The organism is Streptomyces neyagawaensis (assembly GCF_023516595.1).
Lineage (GTDB): Bacteria > Actinomycetota > Actinomycetes > Streptomycetales > Streptomycetaceae > Streptomyces > Streptomyces neyagawaensis.
Window position 1 is genome coordinate 260,062 of sequence record NZ_JAMGBG010000013.1, and the last position, 16,623, is coordinate 276,684.

Sequence of the window (16,623 nt, forward strand, 5' to 3'; positions counted from 1 at the left end):
TGGGCCTTTCGCGGCGGCGCCCCTGCGGCTACGCCTCGATGGTGGCGCTGACGCGGCGGTCGGCGATCGAGCGGCCCGCCGCCACCTCGTACGAACCCTTCGCGTACGCCCAGGAGTCCGTCGCCTCGTCCCAGGTCTCGAAGGCCCTGCGCGGGAGTTCGACGGTCGTCTCCGCCGTCTCGCCGGGGGCCGCCTCCACCGTGGCGAAGCCGGCCAGCCGGCGCGCCGGGCGGTCGGCGTCGGGCGTGGTCGGGGCGAGGTAGAGCTGGACGACCTCGCGGCCGGGGCGGGTGCCGGTGTTGCGCAGGCGTACCGTCGCCGTGGTCGTACCGGTCACCTCGATGGACTCATAGGTCCAGTCGGTGTAGCCGAGGCCGTGCCCGAAGGGGTACGTGGGGGTCGCGCCGGCCCGGTCCCAGGCGCGGTAGCCGATGAAGACGCCTTCGCTGTACGGGAGTTCGCCGTCCGCGGGGGTCACCCGGGTGACGGGGGCGTCGGCGAGGGGGCCCCAGGTGGTGGGGAGGCGGCCGCCGGGCTCGTGGGCGCCGGTGAGGACGTCGGCGAGGGCGGCGCCGCCCTCCTGGCCGGGGAACCAGGTGAGGAGGACCGCGGCGGTCTCCTCACGCCACGGGAGTTCCACCGGGGAGCCGGAGTTGACGACCACGACGGTGCGGGGGTTGGCGGCGGCGACGGCGCGGACCAGGTCGTCCTGGCGGCCGGGGAGACGGAGGTCCGCCCGGTCGAAGCCCTCGGACTCGACGCGTTCCGTGGTGGCGACCACGACGACGGCGGTGTCGGCGGCGCGGGCGGCCTCGACGGCCTCGGCGATCAGCTCGTCGGGGTCGCGCTGCGGCTCCTGGTGGCAGAGGGAGAAGCCGACGGCGGTGAACGGCACGTTGTCCGGGAGGGTGACGACGTGGGTGAGGCAGACCTCGACCGGGGTGCCGGCCGTCAGGTCGGGCTGGGCGCGGGGCACGGGGGCGCTGAAGAACGCGCCGAAGGGGTCGTCCTTGCCGGCGGCCTGGACGGCGTCGAAGTGGGTGGTGCCGTCGACGGTGAGGGTGAACGTGCCGAGGCCCTTGATGCCGAAGGTGTGGGTGCCCGTCTCGCGCGGGGTGAAGGTGCCGGTCAGCTCGACGGTGTGCAGGGCCTCGGGGGTGACCCCGTCGGGGAGGTCCGAGCCCGTCCACTGGATCTGGCCGTTGGGCGCGGAGGCGGTGCCGAGGATCGTGCCGTCGGCGGCACGGCAGACGGCGCGCAGGACGAACCCCTGGTCGGCGACGGCGAGTTCCTCGTTGGGGTCGGCGCCCACCGCGTAGGTCAGGGCGCCCTCCGGGAGGGCCGCGGTGAGGCCGTCGAGCGGGGAGACGACCCGGGCGGGGAAGACGGTGGCGGAGCCACCGCCGAGGATCCGGGCGTCGCGGGCGGCGGCGCCGATGAGGGCGACCGTCGCGCCCGGCTCCAGGGGGAGCGCGGGCCGCTCGCCGCGGGTCTCGTTGCGTACGAGGACGAAGGAGCGGCGGGCGATCTCGCGGGCCAGGGCGGCGCCGTCGACGGGTGCGGGCGGCTCGGGGACGACCGGGTCGGCGCCCTCCAGGATGCCGACGCGGGCGGCGAGCCGCAGGACGCGGCGGACCGCCTGGTCGACCTGGGCCTCGGTGGCCTCACCGGCGCGTACGGCGGCGGCGAGGGCCTCGCCGTAGACGGTGACGGGGCCGGGCATGGCGACGTCGAGGCCGCCGGTGAGGGCGTCGGTGGTGGAGCGGGCGGCCGTCCAGTCGGAGACGTTGAAGCCGTCGAAGCCCCATTCGCCGCGCAGGACCTCGTTCACAAGGTGGTGGTGCTCGGTCATCGTGGTGCCGTTGACCGTGTTGTAGGCGGTCATGATGCCCCAGGGGTGGGCGTTCTCCACGATCGCCTCGAAGGGCGCCAGGTACAGCTCGCGCAGGGCGCGTTCGGGGACCAGGTTGTCGACGGTGAAGCGGTCGGTCTCGGCGTCGTTGGCGACGAAGTGCTTGACGGTGGTGCCGACGCCGCCGGACTGGACGCCCCGCACATAGCCGGTGCCGATCTCTCCGGTGAGGTACGGGTCCTCGCTGTACGCCTCGAAGTGGCGGCCGCCGAGCGGTGAGCGGTGCAGGTTGATCGTGGGGGCGAGCAGCACGTGGACGCCCTTGCGGCGGGCCTCCTGGGCGAGCAGCACACCGGCCCGGCGGGCCAGTTCGGGGTCCCAGGTGGCGGCGAGGGCGGTCGGGGACGGCAGGGCGACGGAGGGGTCGTCGGCGGTCCAGCGGACGCCTCGTACGCCGATCGGGCCGTCGGACATCACCAGGGACCGCAGGCCGATCTCGGGGAGGGCGGGCAGCGTCCATAAGTCCTGGCCGGCGAGGAGCCGGGTCTTCGCGTCGAGGTCGAGGGCGGCGAGGGCCGCGTCGACGACGGCCTCGCGGGCCGCCTCGTCGGCCGGAGTGGCGTGGGTGCCCGCCATGGGGTCCTCCTGGGTCTCGGGTCCGTGCGCTGCCCTCATCGTGACCCCGTTACCTGTTGATCGGTAGGTTACGTTATCTTCCCGTAACATTCAGGTCATGGGGATGCCGTACGGTGACGCCATGAACGCGAGGCTCAGGAGCCAGGAGCGGCGCGCCGAGATCGTCCGGGCGGCCCTGGAGGTGATCGCCGGGCGCGGCTACCGCGCGGCGAGCCTGGCGGCGGTCGCGGAGCGCGTCGGGCTCACCCAGCAGGGGTTGCTGCACCACTTCCCGACGAAGGAGGCGCTGCTCGTCGCCGTGCTGGAGGAGCGCGACCAGTGGGACGCGGTGCCGGACAGCCGGTGGCGGCTGGAGCTGCTGGCCTCGCTGGTGGAGTACAACGCGATGCGGCCCGGCATCGTCCAGACCTTCTCGGCACTGCTGGGCGAGAGCGTCACCGAGGGGCATCCGGCGCGGGAGTACTTCACGGAGCGGTACGGGAAGGTCAGGGCGACCATGGCCGAGCTCCTGCGCGCCGAGTACGGGGAGCGCCTGCCGAACGGCCTCACCCCCGAGCGGACGGCGCCGCTGCTGGTGGCCGTGATGGACGGCTTGCAGTACCAGTGGCTGCTGGACCCGGAGGGGGTCGACATGCCGGGCGCGTTCCGCGACTTCCTGACCCTGCTCGGGGAGAGCGGGGGGAGCGAGCAGAGCGGGGAGCACAGGGTGGGCGGGGCGGAGCGGTAGGGCTGAGCCCCCGGCCGGACCCACCGCCCGCCGAGCCCGCCACCCGCCGTCCGCCGCCCGCCGCCCCGGCCAAGCCGGACCGATCCCTCGCGGCGCGCGGAATGGCGTGCGTCCCTTCCGTCACGCGATACTGCCGCCGTCCGGGCACACCCCCCACGGCGCGATCGCGTCACAGCTACGGAAGGACTCGAACTCCCTTGTATTCCACAGGACTTGGTTTCAGGTTGAGGCGGCGCGGCAGGACCGGAGCGCGGGGAGCGGTGGGGCTGGTGGCCCTGTTCGCGGGGCTCGCCGTCCCCGGGCCCGCCGCGGCTTCCGGCTCGGGTCCGGACGCGGCCCCGGGGACCGCGGCGTCCCTCACCGTCGAGGAGCAGCGGCTCGACCGTGCGGTGCCCCAGGAGATTCTGCGGCGGTCCGGATTCGACCGCGTCGCACCGGAGTTGGAGCGGGCGCTCGCCGGGGCACGGTCGTACGAGCAGGCGGAGCGGATCGTCGTCCGTGAGGGATCGCGGCTGTGGACGCGTGCGGTGGACCGGGCGCAGGGGCGGGGGCCGGCGGGCGGTGACCTCAGCCGGGACGACGACCGGCCGCTGTACTGGGCCCGGTTGGGCATGACGCGGGAAGTCCGCGCGTGGGCACCGGGATTCGAGCTGACCGACGCCCGACGGGCCGCGCTGCTGGGGAGGCTGGAGCAGGCGTCGCGGGGGCAGGACGCGATCAGTTACCCCCGCTCCGCCGACGGGAAGGGGCTGAAGCGGATCCTCGTCACCGGGTTCGACCCGTTCACCCTGGACCGGGACATCCGGATCTCCAACCCGTCCGGGGCGACGGCGCTCGCGCTCGACGGCACGGTGATCCGTACCGCCGACGGACCGGCGCGCATCGAGACGGTCGTCTTCCCCGTCCGCTGGCAGGACTTCGCCGACGGGACGGTGGAGCGCACCCTGCGCGGGCAGCTGCCCCGGGTGGACCTCTTCGCCACCGTCAGCCAGGGCCGGGTCGGGCGCTTCGACATCGAGCGCACCAACGGGGCCTGGCGGGGCGGCTTCCCCGACAACGACAACATCGCGCGCACCGAGACCATCCCGGTGACGGACCCCGCCACACAGCCGCAGTGGACGTCGACCACCCTGCCGTACGCGGCCGTCGTCGCCGCCGCCACGGGCCGCTTCCCGGTGTACGACAACACGAGCGTGACGGAGATACCGGCGGGCGGCACCACGGCGGTCGTACGGCCGGAGGGGCCGACCGCGGGCTCGACCGCCAGGGCCGGGGGCGGCGGGGACTACCTCTCCAACGAGATCGCCTATCGGGCGACGCTGCTGCGGGACCGGCTGGGGCTGCACGCCACGCTGCCGGGCGGGCATGTGCACACGCCGGTGCTGCAGTTCGGGACGGGCAACACCGACCCGGCGACCGGGACGGTCACCGACCCCGAGTTCGTGCGGAACCGGCTGGACATCATCGCGCAGGTGCGCGCCATCGTGGGGGTGGCCGCGGACGCGTCGTGACCCACCCCGGCGGTCACCGCACCTGGGGCTTGGTCCAGGGGTCCGCCGGCCGGGGCCGGGGCGCGTGGCCGCCACCGGGGCCGCCACCGCTCCGGCCGTCGTTGTCGTCGTGGTCGTCGTCGCCGCCCGTCGTCTCCTCACCGAGGAGGTCGCGGGCCATCAGGGTGGCGCCCGCGACGGCGCCCGGCATCAGGAAGACGGCGACGAACGGGACGAGAAAGGCGAGGGCGAGCGGCGTGCCGAAGCCCCAGACCAGCATCCTGCGGGAGCGGAGCAGCCGGAGACGGTCGCGGACCTCGACTCGGCGGCGCTGGAGGGCGACCGCCGTCAGCTCCTCGGTGAGGAAGAAGCCGGTCACGAAGAAGCCGACGACGGGGACGACCGTCTGCCCGACGAACGGGACGAAGCCGAGGCCGAAGAGCAGGACGCCCCACAGGGCCGCCCTGACGACGATACGGAGGCTGTCGCGGGCCGAGATCCACAGCTCCCGCCAGAACGGCAGACCGGACTCGGGTGCGGTGCCGTCGGGGGACACGTCGCGGTCGACCTTCTCGGAGAGGTTCTCGTAGAAGGGCTGGCCGATGAGGAGGGTCATGGCCGTGAAGGTCACGACGGAGAGGAGGAGGGCGAGCGCGAACAGGACGGCGGTGAGGAAGCCGCGGAAGAGGCCGGACCAGGGGCTGGACCAGTCGTCGGCGAAGGGGGTGCACCAGGCGACGAAGTCCGGGCCCCACACCGCCAGGGCGGTCAGGGCGGCCAGATAGAGGACCAGGGTGATCAGGCCGGGGATCAGGCCGAAGCCGTACTGCCTGCCGTGCCGGGCCACCCACTTCTGGCCCTGGACGAGATACTGGAAACCCACCCCTAGATCGCGCATGGGGGCACTTTATCCAGGGAGTGGGCGGGGAGGGCCAGGGGGGCCGCGGCCCTTCAGGGTGCGAAGGGGCCCTCGGCGGTGAAGGCGCGGGCGGCGAAGCGGCGGGCCATGAGCCGGTGGGTGTCGGCATCCGGGTGGAGGTCGTCGGGGAGGGGATGGGCCTCGGCGTCCTGCTCGCCGTACAGGTCCCGGCCGTCCAGGTGGTGGAGGTTCGGGTCGCTCTCGGCCCGGTCCGCGACCAGGCGGGCGAGTTCGGCCCGGATCACCTCGAGGTTGAGCTTGCCCAGGGGCACCTCGGCGGGGTCGCCCATGGCGCGGAAACGCAGGCGTCCCTCCCCGATGCCGGTGAAGTCGGGGGCGCAGGGGCCGGGGGTCGTCTCGTGGATGGGGCACAGGATGGGCGAGACGACGAGGAGGGGCGTCGTGGGGTGGCCGTCGCGGATGGTGTCGAGGAAGCCGTGGACGGCGGGGGCGAAGGCCCTCAGGCGCATCAGGTCGTGGTTGACGATGTTGATGCCGATCTTGAGGCTGATCAGGTCGGCGGGGGTGTCACGGATGGTGCGCGCGGTGAACGGGTCGAGGAGGGCGCCGCCGCTGAAGCCCAGGTTGATGAGTTCGACGCCGCCGAGGGAGGCGGCGAGGGCGGGCCAGATACCGGTGGGGCCGGTGGCGTCGGAGCCGTGGCTGATCGAGCTGCCGTGGTGCAGCCAGGTCCGGCGACCGGGGTCGGGGGCGGGCTCCACGGGGGCGTCGGTGCGCAGCGCGACCAGTTCGGTGGTCTCGTTGTGCGGGAGCCAGATCTCGACGGTCTTGTCGGCGTCCGGGAGGTCCGTGAAGCGGACGGTGCCCGGGGCTCCCGGTTCACGCTCGGTGGTTCCGGCCGTCATGTCGATGGTGAGGGTGTGGCCCGAGGTGACGCTCCCCCGGCCCGTCGGAACGCCGTCCACGAGCAGTTCGTAGACGCCGTCCGGGCGGGGCGGGACGCCGACGTAGTTCCGCTTGGTGGGCAGGGTGTCGAGCTCGACGGCGGTCGCGCGGGTACGGAACACCAGGCGTACGCCGGAGGGCTGGGCCTCCGCCATGGCCAGCTGGGGGTCGGCGCACTGGGCGCGGGCGCGTGCCGGGAGCCGGTGCGGGAGCAGGCCGTGCTCGGTGCGCTCCAGGTCGAGGGCGCCGCGCAGCAGGTCGGCCGTGAGGGGGGTGCTGATCCAGTGGTCGTCGGTGTGCATGCCTCACCTGGGGTCAAGGGGCGGACGGGGCGGGCCAGTTGCGCAGCAGCGCGTCGAGGGCGTCGAGCAGCCGGGTCCAGGTCTCCTCGGAGTCGGGGAGGCTGTGGCTGAACCCACCGCCGAGTTCGAGGCTGACATAGCCGTGGAAGAAGCTGCCGAGCAGCCGGACGGCGTGGGTCTGGTCCGGTTCCTCCAGGTCGTAGCCGCGCAGGATCGCCCGGGTCATCCGGGCGTGCCGGACGCCCGCGCCGGCGGCGGCCGTCTCGGGGTCGAGCCGCATCCGGGCGGCGGTGGCGCGGCCGGGGTGTTCGCGGGCGTAGTCGCGGTACACGTTCGCCATGGCGGCCAGGGCGTCCTTCCCGGCGCGTCCGGCGAGCGCGGCGGCGCCCCGGTCGGCGAGTTCCTCCAGGGCGAGCAGGGCGATACGGGTCCGCAGGTCGTGGGAGTTCCGCACGTGCGAGTACAGGCTGGCCACCTTGACGTCGAACCGCCGGGCCAGCGCCGAGACGGTCACCTCGTCGAAGCCGACCTCGTCGGCCAGCTCCGCGCCCGCCCGGACGAGACGTTCCGGGGTGAGCCCCACGCGCGCCATGGTCTTCCTCCCACCGAGTGGAATCGATTATGGAGTTGCCTAAAGGCATTAGGCAAGCAGGCATGGGTTTTAGGTTGCGTGGGCGTGCGGCAGTCCGGCCTTGACCCTCGTACCGGCGTGACGGCCGAGGGGAGCCGGAGGCGGTCCACCTGAGGCCGTCTGCCGGATGCCGTCAGCCGGCGCGGGTCGGCAGCAGTCCGCGGATCAGGGCGACGATGTCCTCGGGGTGGTCGTTGAGGAAGAAGTGGCCGCCCTCGAACACGCAGGTGCGGAAGTCGCCCGAGGTCTGCTCGCCCCAGCCCCCGACCTCCTCGACGGTCGCATGCGGGTCCCGGTCGCCGGCCAGGGCGATCACGGGGCAGGACAGGGGGCGGCCGGGGGTGTCCTCGTAGGAGGCGAGGGCCCGGTAGTCGCTGCGCAGCGCCGGAAGGATCAGCTCCAGCAGCTCCGGGTCGTCGAGGATCATGGCGTCGGTGCCGCCCATCCCCCGGATGCGGCTGACGAGTTCGGCGTCGTCCACCGGCCAGTTCAGGTTGCGTTTCCGGCGCCGGGCCGCGGAGGGCGCGCGGCGGCCCGACACGACGAGCAGCCGCGGCTCACCCCCGGGCAGCCGGGCGAGCCGTACGGCCACCTCGTACGCCAGGGAGGCCCCCATGCTGTGGCCGAGCAGCGCGCGGGACCGGTCGCCCGGCGGGCCCAGCGCCTCGGCGATCAGATCGGCCAGCCGGTGCAGATCCTCGACCGGCGCCTCGGACAGCCGGTCGAGCCGACCCGGGTACTGCACGGCCGCCACGTCCACGGCCGGGGCGAGGGCGACGGCCAGGGGCCGCCAGTAGGAGGCTGAGCCGCCCGCGTGCGGGAAGCAGACCAGTTCGCATTCGGCGCCGGCGCCGGGGCCGTTACCGGGGTCCGTGGGGGTGCTCCACGCCTGCGGTAAGCGGCGCAGCCAGACGTCTTCTCGGCGGTTCACCATCGCCCGCCCTCCGCCCGCGCGCCCAACGGCCTTATCACAGCGCCCACTTCGCGGTGCTTCCGCGCCTCACCAGACATCCAGGGACCTCTCGAACGGGTTCGTACGTCGTGCGACGGCACCCGCATCGTCGCATCCCCGAGTCCCCCGCCGTCCGGCACTTCCCCATGACGTCCGCTCACCGTGCCGTCCTGCCCGTCCCGCACCCCCAACACGCCTACGCCACAACCCTGTTCGAGACGTGCGTGACGCAGGGGCCCTCTTGTTGCGCGGGAGTCGAACATGTAGACCACCTGTGGTCGGCACCCGCTCACCGGCCGTCAAGGATCCCCCACTCCAGGAGGTAGTGTGCGTCCGCCCCGACCCGGTCCGAGATCCACGCTGTTCAGTGCCGCCGTCGTCGCCGTCACCGCCGGCGCGCTGCTCATCGCCCCGTATCCCGCGGGCGCCGACCCCCGGCCGACGGTCCGTGAAGGCAGCCCGCTCCCCAAGGGCGCGTCCGACGCCCCCGCGAGCGCGGCACGACGGGCCCTCACCGCTCCCGAGACCGACCTGGCGGACGACGCCGGGCGCGCCGTCCGCGGCTACCCCCGCGAGCAGGTCCTCGCCCCGGACCCGGAGAACCCCGCCGACAAGTCCATCAAGCTGGGCCTCACCCCGTACCACGCCATCGCCCCGAAGCTGAACGCGCTCCAGAGGCTCGGCGACCGGGTGAGCGTCGAGATCGCCGGGCGCTCGGCCGGCGGCCACCGCCTCTACCTGGTCACCGTGACCGCCCCGGAGACCGCACGGCAGGCCCGCGCCCAGGCCCGGATGCGCGAACGCATCGAGAACGCGCCCCGCCTCGCGGCCAAGGACCGGACCCTGAAGAAGACGTACAAGACGCCCGTCTTCTTCAACAACAACATCCACGGCAACGAGTGGGAGGGCACCGACGCGGCCCTGCGGCTCATCGAGCGGCTCGCGAAGGCGAAGGACACCCGGACGAAGGACCTGCTGGCCCACAGCCGGCTGTACTTCAACATCACGGCGAACCCGGACGGCCGGATCACCGGCACCCGGACCAACGCGAGCGGCTTCGACATGAACCGTGACTTCGTGACCGCCTCGCAGCCCGAGGTGCGGGCGATGCGGCGGATCCAGATCGGCAAGCAGCCCGCCGTCATGCTCGACCTGCACGGCTACGTCAACGGCACCCTCATCGAGCCGACCACTCCCCCGCACGGCGAGAACTACGAGTACGACCTCTTCCTGAAGAACTCCTACGCCAACGCCCTGCGCATGGAGGCCGCCGTCAACGGCCTCGGCTACACCCACGACAAGGACGGCGTGGACCCCGCCCAGATCCCCTTCCGCGACTCGGAGGAGGGCTGGGACGACTGGCCGCCGGTCTTCACCCCGCAGTACGCGGCCTTCCACGGCACGGTCGCCGCGCACACCGTGGAGATACCGCTCCAGGTCAACAACGCGGCGTACGAGTCGCTGCCGGTCGCCGAGCTGCGCCGCCGGTCCGCGATCAACGTGGACGTGGCGGGCGCGGCCATGGAGGCCACCCTCGGCTTCGTACGGGAGAAGCGGTCCTCGCTCCTCGCCGACCAGATCGAGGTGTTCCGGCGCGGTGCCGCGGGCGCCGCCCAGGTGCCGGTGTCCGAGGAGACCGTGCCCGGTGTGCCCGGCATCGGCCCGGAGGACGTCTACATCGCCGAGTTCCCGCGCGCGTACGTCGTTCCGGCGGGCCGTACCCAGCGTTCCGCCACGGCCGCCGCGCGCCTCGTCGACCATCTGATCGCCAACGACATACGCGTCACCCGCGCCACGGCCGGCTTCCGGCTCGGCGGACGGGCGTACGCGAAGGGGTCGTACGTCGTCGACATGCGCCAGGCCAAGCGCGGGATGGCCAACGCGCTGCTGGCGGACGGGCGGGACATCAGCGACAAGGTGTCGGTGATGTACGACATCTCCGGCTGGAGTCTCGGCCGGCTGTGGGGCGCGACCGTCGTGGCGGCGCAGAGCGGCCGGGTGTCGGCGCTGCCGGTGCGCCCGGTGCGGTCCGCGGCTCCCGTCGGCCGGGTGGCGCCGCGCGGGACGCTCCGTCTGCGTCTCGACTCCCCGCAGGAGATCGCCGCACTCAACTCCCTGCTGAGGGACGGCGTCCGGGTCCGGCAGGCGGCCGACGGCAGCGCCCTCGTGCCGGCCTCGGCCCGCCGGAAGGCGGCGGCTCTCGCCCGCTCGCACGACGTGGTGTTCGCGTCGACGAGGGCGAGCGGCGGCACGCTGCTGCGGCCCGTCCGGGTCGCGGCGGCGGTCTCGGCGGGCGAGCTGTTCGCGCTGCGGGAGATGGGCTTCGACGTGGTCCCCGTGTCGACCGCGGTCCTCAACGCGGGCTTCGACTGGTCGCGGGCCGATGTGCTGTTCGTGTCGTCGGGTCTGTCGTACGACGGCCTGAACGCGTCCGCGCGGACGGCGCTGACCGGCTTCCTCGCCGGTCACGGCCTCGTCGGCGGGGGCGCGGCCGGAGCCGCGCTGAGCAACGCCACCGGGCTGCTGAAGGCGACGGCGGTCGAGGGCAACGGGGACGCCAACGGCGTGGTGCGCACGGTGAACGCGGGCGGACCGGTGACGGGCGGCGCCCCCGACCACGGCTTCGTCTACGCGCCCGTCTGGTTCACCGGCCTCGGCCCCGACGTCACCGTGGAGCAGTCGTACGGCACGGGTGACCTCCTCGTGTCCGGGCACTGGCGGCCCCGGGACGACGGGAGCGGGGGCCCGGCAGCCGCGGCGGGGCAGGCGTCCGTGGTCCGCGGCCCGCACGCGGTCCTCTTCGGCACCGAGCCGCTCTTCCGCGCCCACCCGAAGGGGGAATTCCCGCAGGTGGGGCGGGCGTTGCTGACGGTGTCCTGAGGTAGTGCGGCAGCAGCCGACCGTCGTCGGCCGAGCAAGGAGAGCACAGGTATGACCGAGGCGAACCGGACGGTCACCGTCCATGGCACGGTGGCCGCCGGATTCGAGGAAGTGCGGGAGCGCTTCACCGCGTTCGTGGCGGGAGAACGCCCCGACTACGAGGGCCAGTTGTGTGCCCATGTGCGCGGGCGGCGGGTCGTGGACCTGTGGGTCGGCCCCGACGGTGAGGCGTCCGCGGACGCGCTGCACGGGGTGTTCTCCTCCACCAAGGGGGCCGCCCATCTCGTGGTCGCGCTCCTCGTCCAGGACGGTGTCCTCGACCTGGACCGCGAAGTCGCCCACTACTGGCCGGAGTTCGCGGCCGAAGGCAAAGGGGCGGTGACGCTGCGGCTGCTGCTGGCGCACCGGGCGGGCCTCCTCGGCCCGGACACCGGGTTCACGGCCGAGGAGCTGGCCGACGACCGGGTCATCGCCGAACGCCTCGCCGGGCAGCGCCCGTTCTGGCGTCCCGGCGTGGCCTTCGGCTACCACGCGCTCGTCATCGGCGCCCTGACGGGGGAGGTCGTGCGCCGCGCCACGGGGCGTTCGCTCCAGGAGGTGTACGAGGAGCGGATCCGCGCCCCGTACGAGCTGGACTTCCATCTGGGGCTGCCGGCCGAGGAGGAGCCGCGCTTCCGCTCCGTCCAGCCGATGCTGCCGACGCCCGCCCAGCAGGCGGAACTGGACGCGGTGGAGCAGGGCCCGCACACGCTGGCGGCGATCGCCTTCAACACGCACATCCCCGGGGCCGACGACCTGACCTCCTTCCCCAACTCCCGTCTCGTGCGGGAGAAGGGCCAGTCGTCGGCGGGCGGCACGGCGTCGGCCCGCGGTCTCGCCGGAATGTACGCGGCGGCCGTTGACGGGCTGAACGGCCGTCCGCCGCTGCTGAAGCCGGACACGGTCGCCGAGTTCGGCCAGATCCACTCCGTCGGCCACGACCTGGTCGCCCGCGCCCACAAGGCGTTCGGGCTGGGCTTCCAGGCGACCGCCGAGAACGCCTACCCGTTCCTCGGCGCCGGCGCCTTCGGGCACAGCGGCGCCGGCGGCTCCCAGGCCTTCGCCGACCCCCGCAGCGGCCTCGCCTACGGCTACACCCGCCGCCGCATGGCCTACCCGGGCGGGGCGGCGCCGGAGAACGCGGGTCTGGTGCGGGCGGCCCACGCGGCGGCCCTGAAGGTCTGACCCGGGCGGCACGAAGCGAACGACCGCGGACGAACGGCCTCGGACGAACGGCACAAACCGAGCCGCCGGAACGCGACGGAGTCCGCACCCCACGTCCAGGGGTGCGGACTCCGTCGTGTGCAACGAACGCGACCGGGGCGCGTCACGGGGGAGCCCACTCCCGGTGGCGGGACTCGCCGTGCTCCACGTCGGCCGGCGGTCGCGAGGTGAACGGCCGCCGTGGTCGAGGAGACGTCCGCGTCTCGCAACGGAGTTCCTGCGGTGTACAACCTTCACTCGACGTGGCCCGTCTCCCGTTGCGTCACACCCGTTCCGCACAGGAGGCACAGTGCCCCGCCGCACTCTCACCGCCGCGATCGCCGTCACCGCGCTCGCGACCCCCCTCGCGCTCTTCGCCACCTCCGGCACGGCGTCGGCCGCGCCAATGCCGCCCCGCACGCCGATGACCGACTTCGACCACGACGGACACGCCGACCTCGCGGTCGCGGCGCCCTTCGGCACCGTCGGCGGTGTGGAGAATGCCGGTTACGTCTCGGTCGTGTACGGCAGCGCCTCCGGACCCGGAACGGCGCGCCACCAGATGATCAGCCGGGCCACTCCCGGCGTCCCCGGCGACCTCCAGGACACCTTCGCCTTCGGTGTCCAGACGCTCCCCGGTGACCTCGACGGCGACTCCTACACCGACCTGCTCGTGGCGGGCGGCGGCGACGGCGGCGAGCCGACCGTGCTCTGGGGCTCCAAGGACGGCCTCACCGGCCAGAACACCGTTCTGCCGTACCGGTACTCCGAGTTCGCCCTCGGTGACTTCAACGGCGACGGCAAGCGCGACCTCGTCGTGAACTCCGCCCACAGCGACGACCCGGACATCTCCGGTATGACGATCCAGTACGGCCCGTTCACCCGCGACGGCAGGACGCGCACCCGGGACAGCATCACCACGGATGACGGCTCCTCGGGTCTGCGCTCCTTCATCACCGGTGACCTCACGGGCGACGGTGTCGACGACATCGTCACCACGCACGGCTTCGAGGAGATGCAGCACGAGGCCCGCTTCTGGAAGGGGTCGCGGTCGGGCGTCGGCCACACCTCCAAGGCCCTCGGCACGGCGTACAGCGGCACCGTCGGCGATGTCGACGGCGACGGCTACGGCGACCTGATCACCCGCGACATCGGCTCCGTCAGCGAGGTCATCGACGACGCCCCGGGCCGCATCATCATCCAGTACGGCGGCTCCACCGGACCGAGCAACACGCGCAAGAAGGTCATCACCCAGGCCACCGCGGGGGTTCCCGGGGCAAGCGAGGCGCACGACGCCTTCGGCGCGTCCCTCAGCGCCGGTGACGTGAACGGCGACGGCAAGGCCGAGGTCGCGGTCGGCGTCCCCGGGGAGAGCCTCGGCGCCGCCACCGGTACCGGCGCGGTGATCCTGCTCAAGGGCGCGTCGAAGACCGCCGGTGGCATGACCGGCAAGGGCGCGATCGCCTACAACCAGTCCACCGCGGGCGTGCCGGGCGTCTCCGAGTCGGGCGACGACTTCGGCCGCCGGGTGAGCCTCTCCGACCTGAACAAGGACGGCAAGGCGGACCTGACCACGACGGCCCCCGGCGAGGACGGTGCCTTCGCCGACTCGGGTGCCCTGTGGAACCTCTACGGCTCCGCGAGCGGCCTGACCACGACGGGCGCCGGCACGCTCAGCCCCGTGAAGCTCGGCGCCCCCGAGAAGGACGCCAAGTTCGGCCGCACGCTCGGCGGCTGACCCGCTCGTCGGACGAACGCCGGGCTCAGAGCTTGACGATCATCTTGCCCGTGTTGTCGCCGCGCAGGACGCCGAGGAAGGCCTCCAGGTTGTTCTCGATGCCCTCGACGACGGTCTCGCGGTACTTGAGGGCGCCCGAGGCGACCCAGGGGCCGACCTCCTGGACGAACTGCGGCTGGAGGTCGTAGTGGTCGCCGACGAGGAAGCCCTCGATGCGGCCGCGGGTCTGGATGAGGCGGGCGAGGTTCTTCGGGCCGGGGGCGGGCTCGGTGTTGTTGTAGACGGAGATCGCGCCGCAGACGGCGATCCGGCCGTCGCGGTTGAGCTGTCCGATGGCGGCCTCCAGGTGGTCGCCACCCACGTTGTCGAAGTAGACGTCGACGCCGTCGGGCGCCGCCTCGCGCAGCTGCTCGGCGACGGAGCCGTTCTTGTAGTTGAAGGCCGCGTCGAAGCCGTACTCCTCGACGAGGAGCTTGACCTTGTCGTCGGAGCCGGCCGAGCCGATGACGCGGGAGGCGCCCTTGAGCTTGGCGATCTGGCCGACCTGGCTGCCGACGGCACCGGCGGCGCCGGAGACGAAGACGGAGTCGCCCTCCTTGAAGGAGGCGGTGCGCAGCAGACCGGCGTAGGCGGTGAGGCCGGTCATGCCGAGGACACCGAGGTACGTGGACAGGGGCGCGGCGTCGGGGTCGACCTTGACGGCCTGCTTGGCGTCGAAGGTGGCGTACTCGCGCCAGCCGCCGAAGTGCAGCACGTGGTCACCGACGGCGATGCCGTCCGCCGCGGAGGCGACGACCTCGCCCACGGCGCCGCCCTGCATGGCCTTGCCCAGTTCGAAGGGGGCGACGTACGACTTGGCGGCGCTCATGCGGCCGCGCATGTACGGGTCCACGGAGAGGAACTTGTTCCTGACCAGGACCTCACCGGCGGCGGGCTGCCGGATCTCCGCCTCGACCAGGGCGAAGTCCTCGGACTTCGGCCAGCCGACGGGGCGGCTGAGCAGGTGCCATTCGCGGCTGGTGGCGGGGAGGGCGGAGGTGTCGGACATGGGGGGCCTTCCTGCGGGTGCGTGCGGCGTACGGATCGTCGGGGCCGTCCGTACATACCGTGCGGTTACTTCAGTACGTGAAACAACCATGCTCCTGAATATTTCATGCTGTCAAGTAAAGAGGTAGCCTGGAGAGCATGGCCACACAGAGGACGACCCCCCGCGCCGACCCCCTGACCATCGAGGTCGTCGAACTCATCGGCACCGTCGTGGCCCGCTACCACGCGGAGTACGAGGACGCCGCGGCCGAGCACGCCCTCACCGGAGCGCAGGCCCGCCTCCTCGGCCTCCTTTCCCTCGAACCGCTCCCCATGCGTCAGCTGGCCCAGAAGTTGCGCTGCGAGCCGTCGAACGTGACCGGCATAGTGGACCGACTGGAGGCCCGGGGCCTGGTCGAGCGCCGCCCCGACCCCAAGGACCGCCGGGTGAAGCTGGCCGCCGCGACGACGGAGGGCCGCCAGGTCGCCCGCGGCCTGCGCGAGTCCCTGAACTTCGCCCGGGAGCCACTGGCGGGCCTGTCGACGAAGGAGCGGGAGTCCCTGCGGGACCTGCTCCAGCGCATGCTGGAGGCGTAGCGCACCCGTAGCCTTCACTCACATCCATTGCAATGAAGCATGGGCCGACCATTGCGTTAAGTTCAACCTCGTTGCAACGATTTATCAGCACTGACCTGCACTCATAACTGCCGCACGCAACAACCTCATTGCCCGACTAGCGAACGCAACGTAGCGTTTCCATCATCAGAAACGATGGGTGCGGGCGATCGGGGGGGCGGGCCATGGAGACGGCACAGAGTCGGCGGGGGACGGCACCCGGGGCCTTCGGTGCCTTCGTCCGCTTCGTGGTCTGCGGCGGTGGAGTGGGGGTCGCCTCCAGCTTCGCCGTGGCGGCGCTCGCCGCCCTGCTGCCGTGGGGCCTGGCCAACGCGCTGATCACCGTGGTGTCCACACTCGTCTCCACCGAGCTGCACGCGCGCTTCGCGTTCGGTGCGGGCGGGCGGGCGACCTGGCGCCAGCACGCGCAGTCGGCCGGGTCGGCGGCTGCGGCGTACGCGGTGACCTGTGCGGCGATGCTGGTCCTGCGGCACGTCGTGGAGACACCGGGCGCCCTGCTGGAGCAGGCCGTCTACCTGTCCGCCTCGGCACTCGCCGGAGTGGGCCGCTTCGCGGTCCTGCGCCTTGTCGTCTTCGCCCGGGAGTGCGGTCGGGGCTCGGCCGTGACCCCGGGAGGGACGACAACGGGAGCGGCCCGGCGCACGGGGTTCGTGGGCCGGGCCGCTCCGGTGTCGAGGACGGCTCTC

General features: G+C 73.0%; 12 protein-coding genes and 1 pseudogene. 7 read left to right on the forward strand and 6 right to left on the reverse strand.

The genetic code is table 11. The features are described 5' to 3' along the window. Positions 1-28: 28 nt before the first annotated feature. A complete protein-coding gene (locus tag M8J73_RS09455; RefSeq protein WP_249828458.1) occupies positions 29-2,488 on the reverse strand; it encodes a glycoside hydrolase family 3 protein in 2,460 nt (819 codons plus the stop codon). A 103-nt stretch (positions 2,489-2,591) separates the two neighbouring features. Here M8J73_RS09455 and M8J73_RS09460 point away from each other — a divergent pair, with 103 nt between their 5' ends. Further along, positions 2,592-3,215, forward strand: coding sequence for a TetR/AcrR family transcriptional regulator (locus tag M8J73_RS09460; protein ID WP_249828478.1), 624 nt, complete (start codon positions 2,592-2,594; stop codon positions 3,213-3,215). A 260-nt stretch (positions 3,216-3,475) separates the two neighbouring features. Continuing rightward, positions 3,476-4,726, forward strand: coding sequence for a pyroglutamyl-peptidase I (locus tag M8J73_RS09465; protein WP_249828459.1), 1,251 nt, complete (start codon positions 3,476-3,478; stop codon positions 4,724-4,726). Positions 4,727-4,739: 13 nt separating this feature from the next. Here M8J73_RS09465 and M8J73_RS09470 read toward each other — a convergent pair whose 3' ends face one another. From M8J73_RS09470 to M8J73_RS09485, 4 genes are all read right to left on the reverse strand, one after another. Beyond that, complete coding sequence (locus M8J73_RS09470) at positions 4,740-5,603, reverse strand: EI24 domain-containing protein (protein ID WP_249828460.1); 864 nt, start codon at positions 5,601-5,603, stop codon at positions 4,740-4,742. Between the two features lie 53 nt (positions 5,604-5,656). Further along, positions 5,657-6,832: a GDSL-type esterase/lipase family protein gene (locus tag M8J73_RS09475; RefSeq protein ID WP_249828461.1), complete on the reverse strand. Its 1,176-nt coding sequence runs from the start codon at positions 6,830-6,832 to the stop codon at positions 5,657-5,659. Between the two features lie 13 nt (positions 6,833-6,845). Beyond that, complete coding sequence (locus tag M8J73_RS09480; protein ID WP_249828462.1) at positions 6,846-7,424, reverse strand: TetR/AcrR family transcriptional regulator; 579 nt, start codon at positions 7,422-7,424, stop codon at positions 6,846-6,848. Positions 7,425-7,596: 172 nt separating this feature from the next. After that, positions 7,597-8,397: a thioesterase II family protein gene (locus tag M8J73_RS09485; protein WP_249828463.1), complete on the reverse strand. Its 801-nt coding sequence runs from the start codon at positions 8,395-8,397 to the stop codon at positions 7,597-7,599. A 345-nt stretch (positions 8,398-8,742) separates the two neighbouring features. Between M8J73_RS09485 and M8J73_RS09490 the strand changes: the two genes are divergently transcribed. The 3 genes from M8J73_RS09490 to M8J73_RS09500 all read left to right on the forward strand — a co-directional run bounded on the left by M8J73_RS09490 (position 8,743) and on the right by M8J73_RS09500 (position 14,275). Next, on the forward strand, positions 8,743-11,295 hold the full coding sequence (locus tag M8J73_RS09490; protein WP_249828464.1) for a M14 family zinc carboxypeptidase: 2,553 nt from the start codon (positions 8,743-8,745) through the stop codon (positions 11,293-11,295). Positions 11,296-11,346: 51 nt separating this feature from the next. Beyond that, entirely contained in the window at positions 11,347-12,519 is a 1,173-nt protein-coding gene (locus tag M8J73_RS09495; RefSeq protein WP_055539781.1) for a serine hydrolase domain-containing protein, read from the forward strand. 328 nt (positions 12,520-12,847) lie between these two features. After that, positions 12,848-14,275, forward strand: a complete 1,428-nt coding sequence (locus tag M8J73_RS09500; protein ID WP_055539780.1) for an FG-GAP-like repeat-containing protein — start codon at positions 12,848-12,850, stop codon at positions 14,273-14,275. A 25-nt stretch (positions 14,276-14,300) separates the two neighbouring features. On the opposite strand, the gene M8J73_RS09505 is transcribed toward M8J73_RS09500, so the two are convergent. Then, complete coding sequence (locus tag M8J73_RS09505) at positions 14,301-15,323, reverse strand: NADP-dependent oxidoreductase (protein ID WP_055539779.1); 1,023 nt, start codon at positions 15,321-15,323, stop codon at positions 14,301-14,303. 137 nt (positions 15,324-15,460) lie between these two features. Between M8J73_RS09505 and M8J73_RS09510 the strand changes: the two genes are divergently transcribed. Together M8J73_RS09510 and M8J73_RS09515 are read left to right on the forward strand one after the other, a co-directional pair. After that, the gene (locus M8J73_RS09510; RefSeq protein WP_055539778.1) at positions 15,461-15,898 is read left to right on the forward strand and encodes a MarR family winged helix-turn-helix transcriptional regulator; all 438 of its coding nucleotides are present in this window, start codon (positions 15,461-15,463) and stop codon (positions 15,896-15,898) included. Positions 15,899-16,101: 203 nt separating this feature from the next. Next, positions 16,102-16,539, forward strand: a pseudogene (locus tag M8J73_RS09515) (hypothetical protein); the annotation flags it as partial. Positions 16,540-16,623 lie beyond the last annotated feature (84 nt).

Excerpts from the sequence above, each read along its gene's own strand:
- M8J73_RS09455 (WP_249828458.1), bottom strand. The coding sequence starts at position 2,488 with ATGGCGGGCACCCACGCCACTCCGGCCGACGAGGCGGCCCGCGAGGCC.
- M8J73_RS09460 (WP_249828478.1), top strand. The coding sequence starts at position 2,592 with ATGCCGTACGGTGACGCCATGAACGCGAGGCTCAGGAGCCAGGAGCGG.
- M8J73_RS09470 (WP_249828460.1), bottom strand. The coding sequence starts at position 5,603 with ATGCGCGATCTAGGGGTGGGTTTCCAGTATCTCGTCCAGGGCCAGAAG.
- M8J73_RS09475 (WP_249828461.1), bottom strand. The coding sequence starts at position 6,832 with ATGCACACCGACGACCACTGGATCAGCACCCCCCTCACGGCCGACCTG.
- M8J73_RS09480 (WP_249828462.1), bottom strand. The coding sequence starts at position 7,424 with ATGGCGCGCGTGGGGCTCACCCCGGAACGTCTCGTCCGGGCGGGCGCG.
- M8J73_RS09485 (WP_249828463.1), bottom strand. The coding sequence starts at position 8,397 with ATGGTGAACCGCCGAGAAGACGTCTGGCTGCGCCGCTTACCGCAGGCG.
- M8J73_RS09495 (WP_055539781.1), top strand. The coding sequence starts at position 11,347 with ATGACCGAGGCGAACCGGACGGTCACCGTCCATGGCACGGTGGCCGCC.
- M8J73_RS09505 (WP_055539779.1), bottom strand. The coding sequence starts at position 15,323 with ATGTCCGACACCTCCGCCCTCCCCGCCACCAGCCGCGAATGGCACCTG.
- M8J73_RS09510 (WP_055539778.1), top strand. The coding sequence starts at position 15,461 with ATGGCCACACAGAGGACGACCCCCCGCGCCGACCCCCTGACCATCGAG.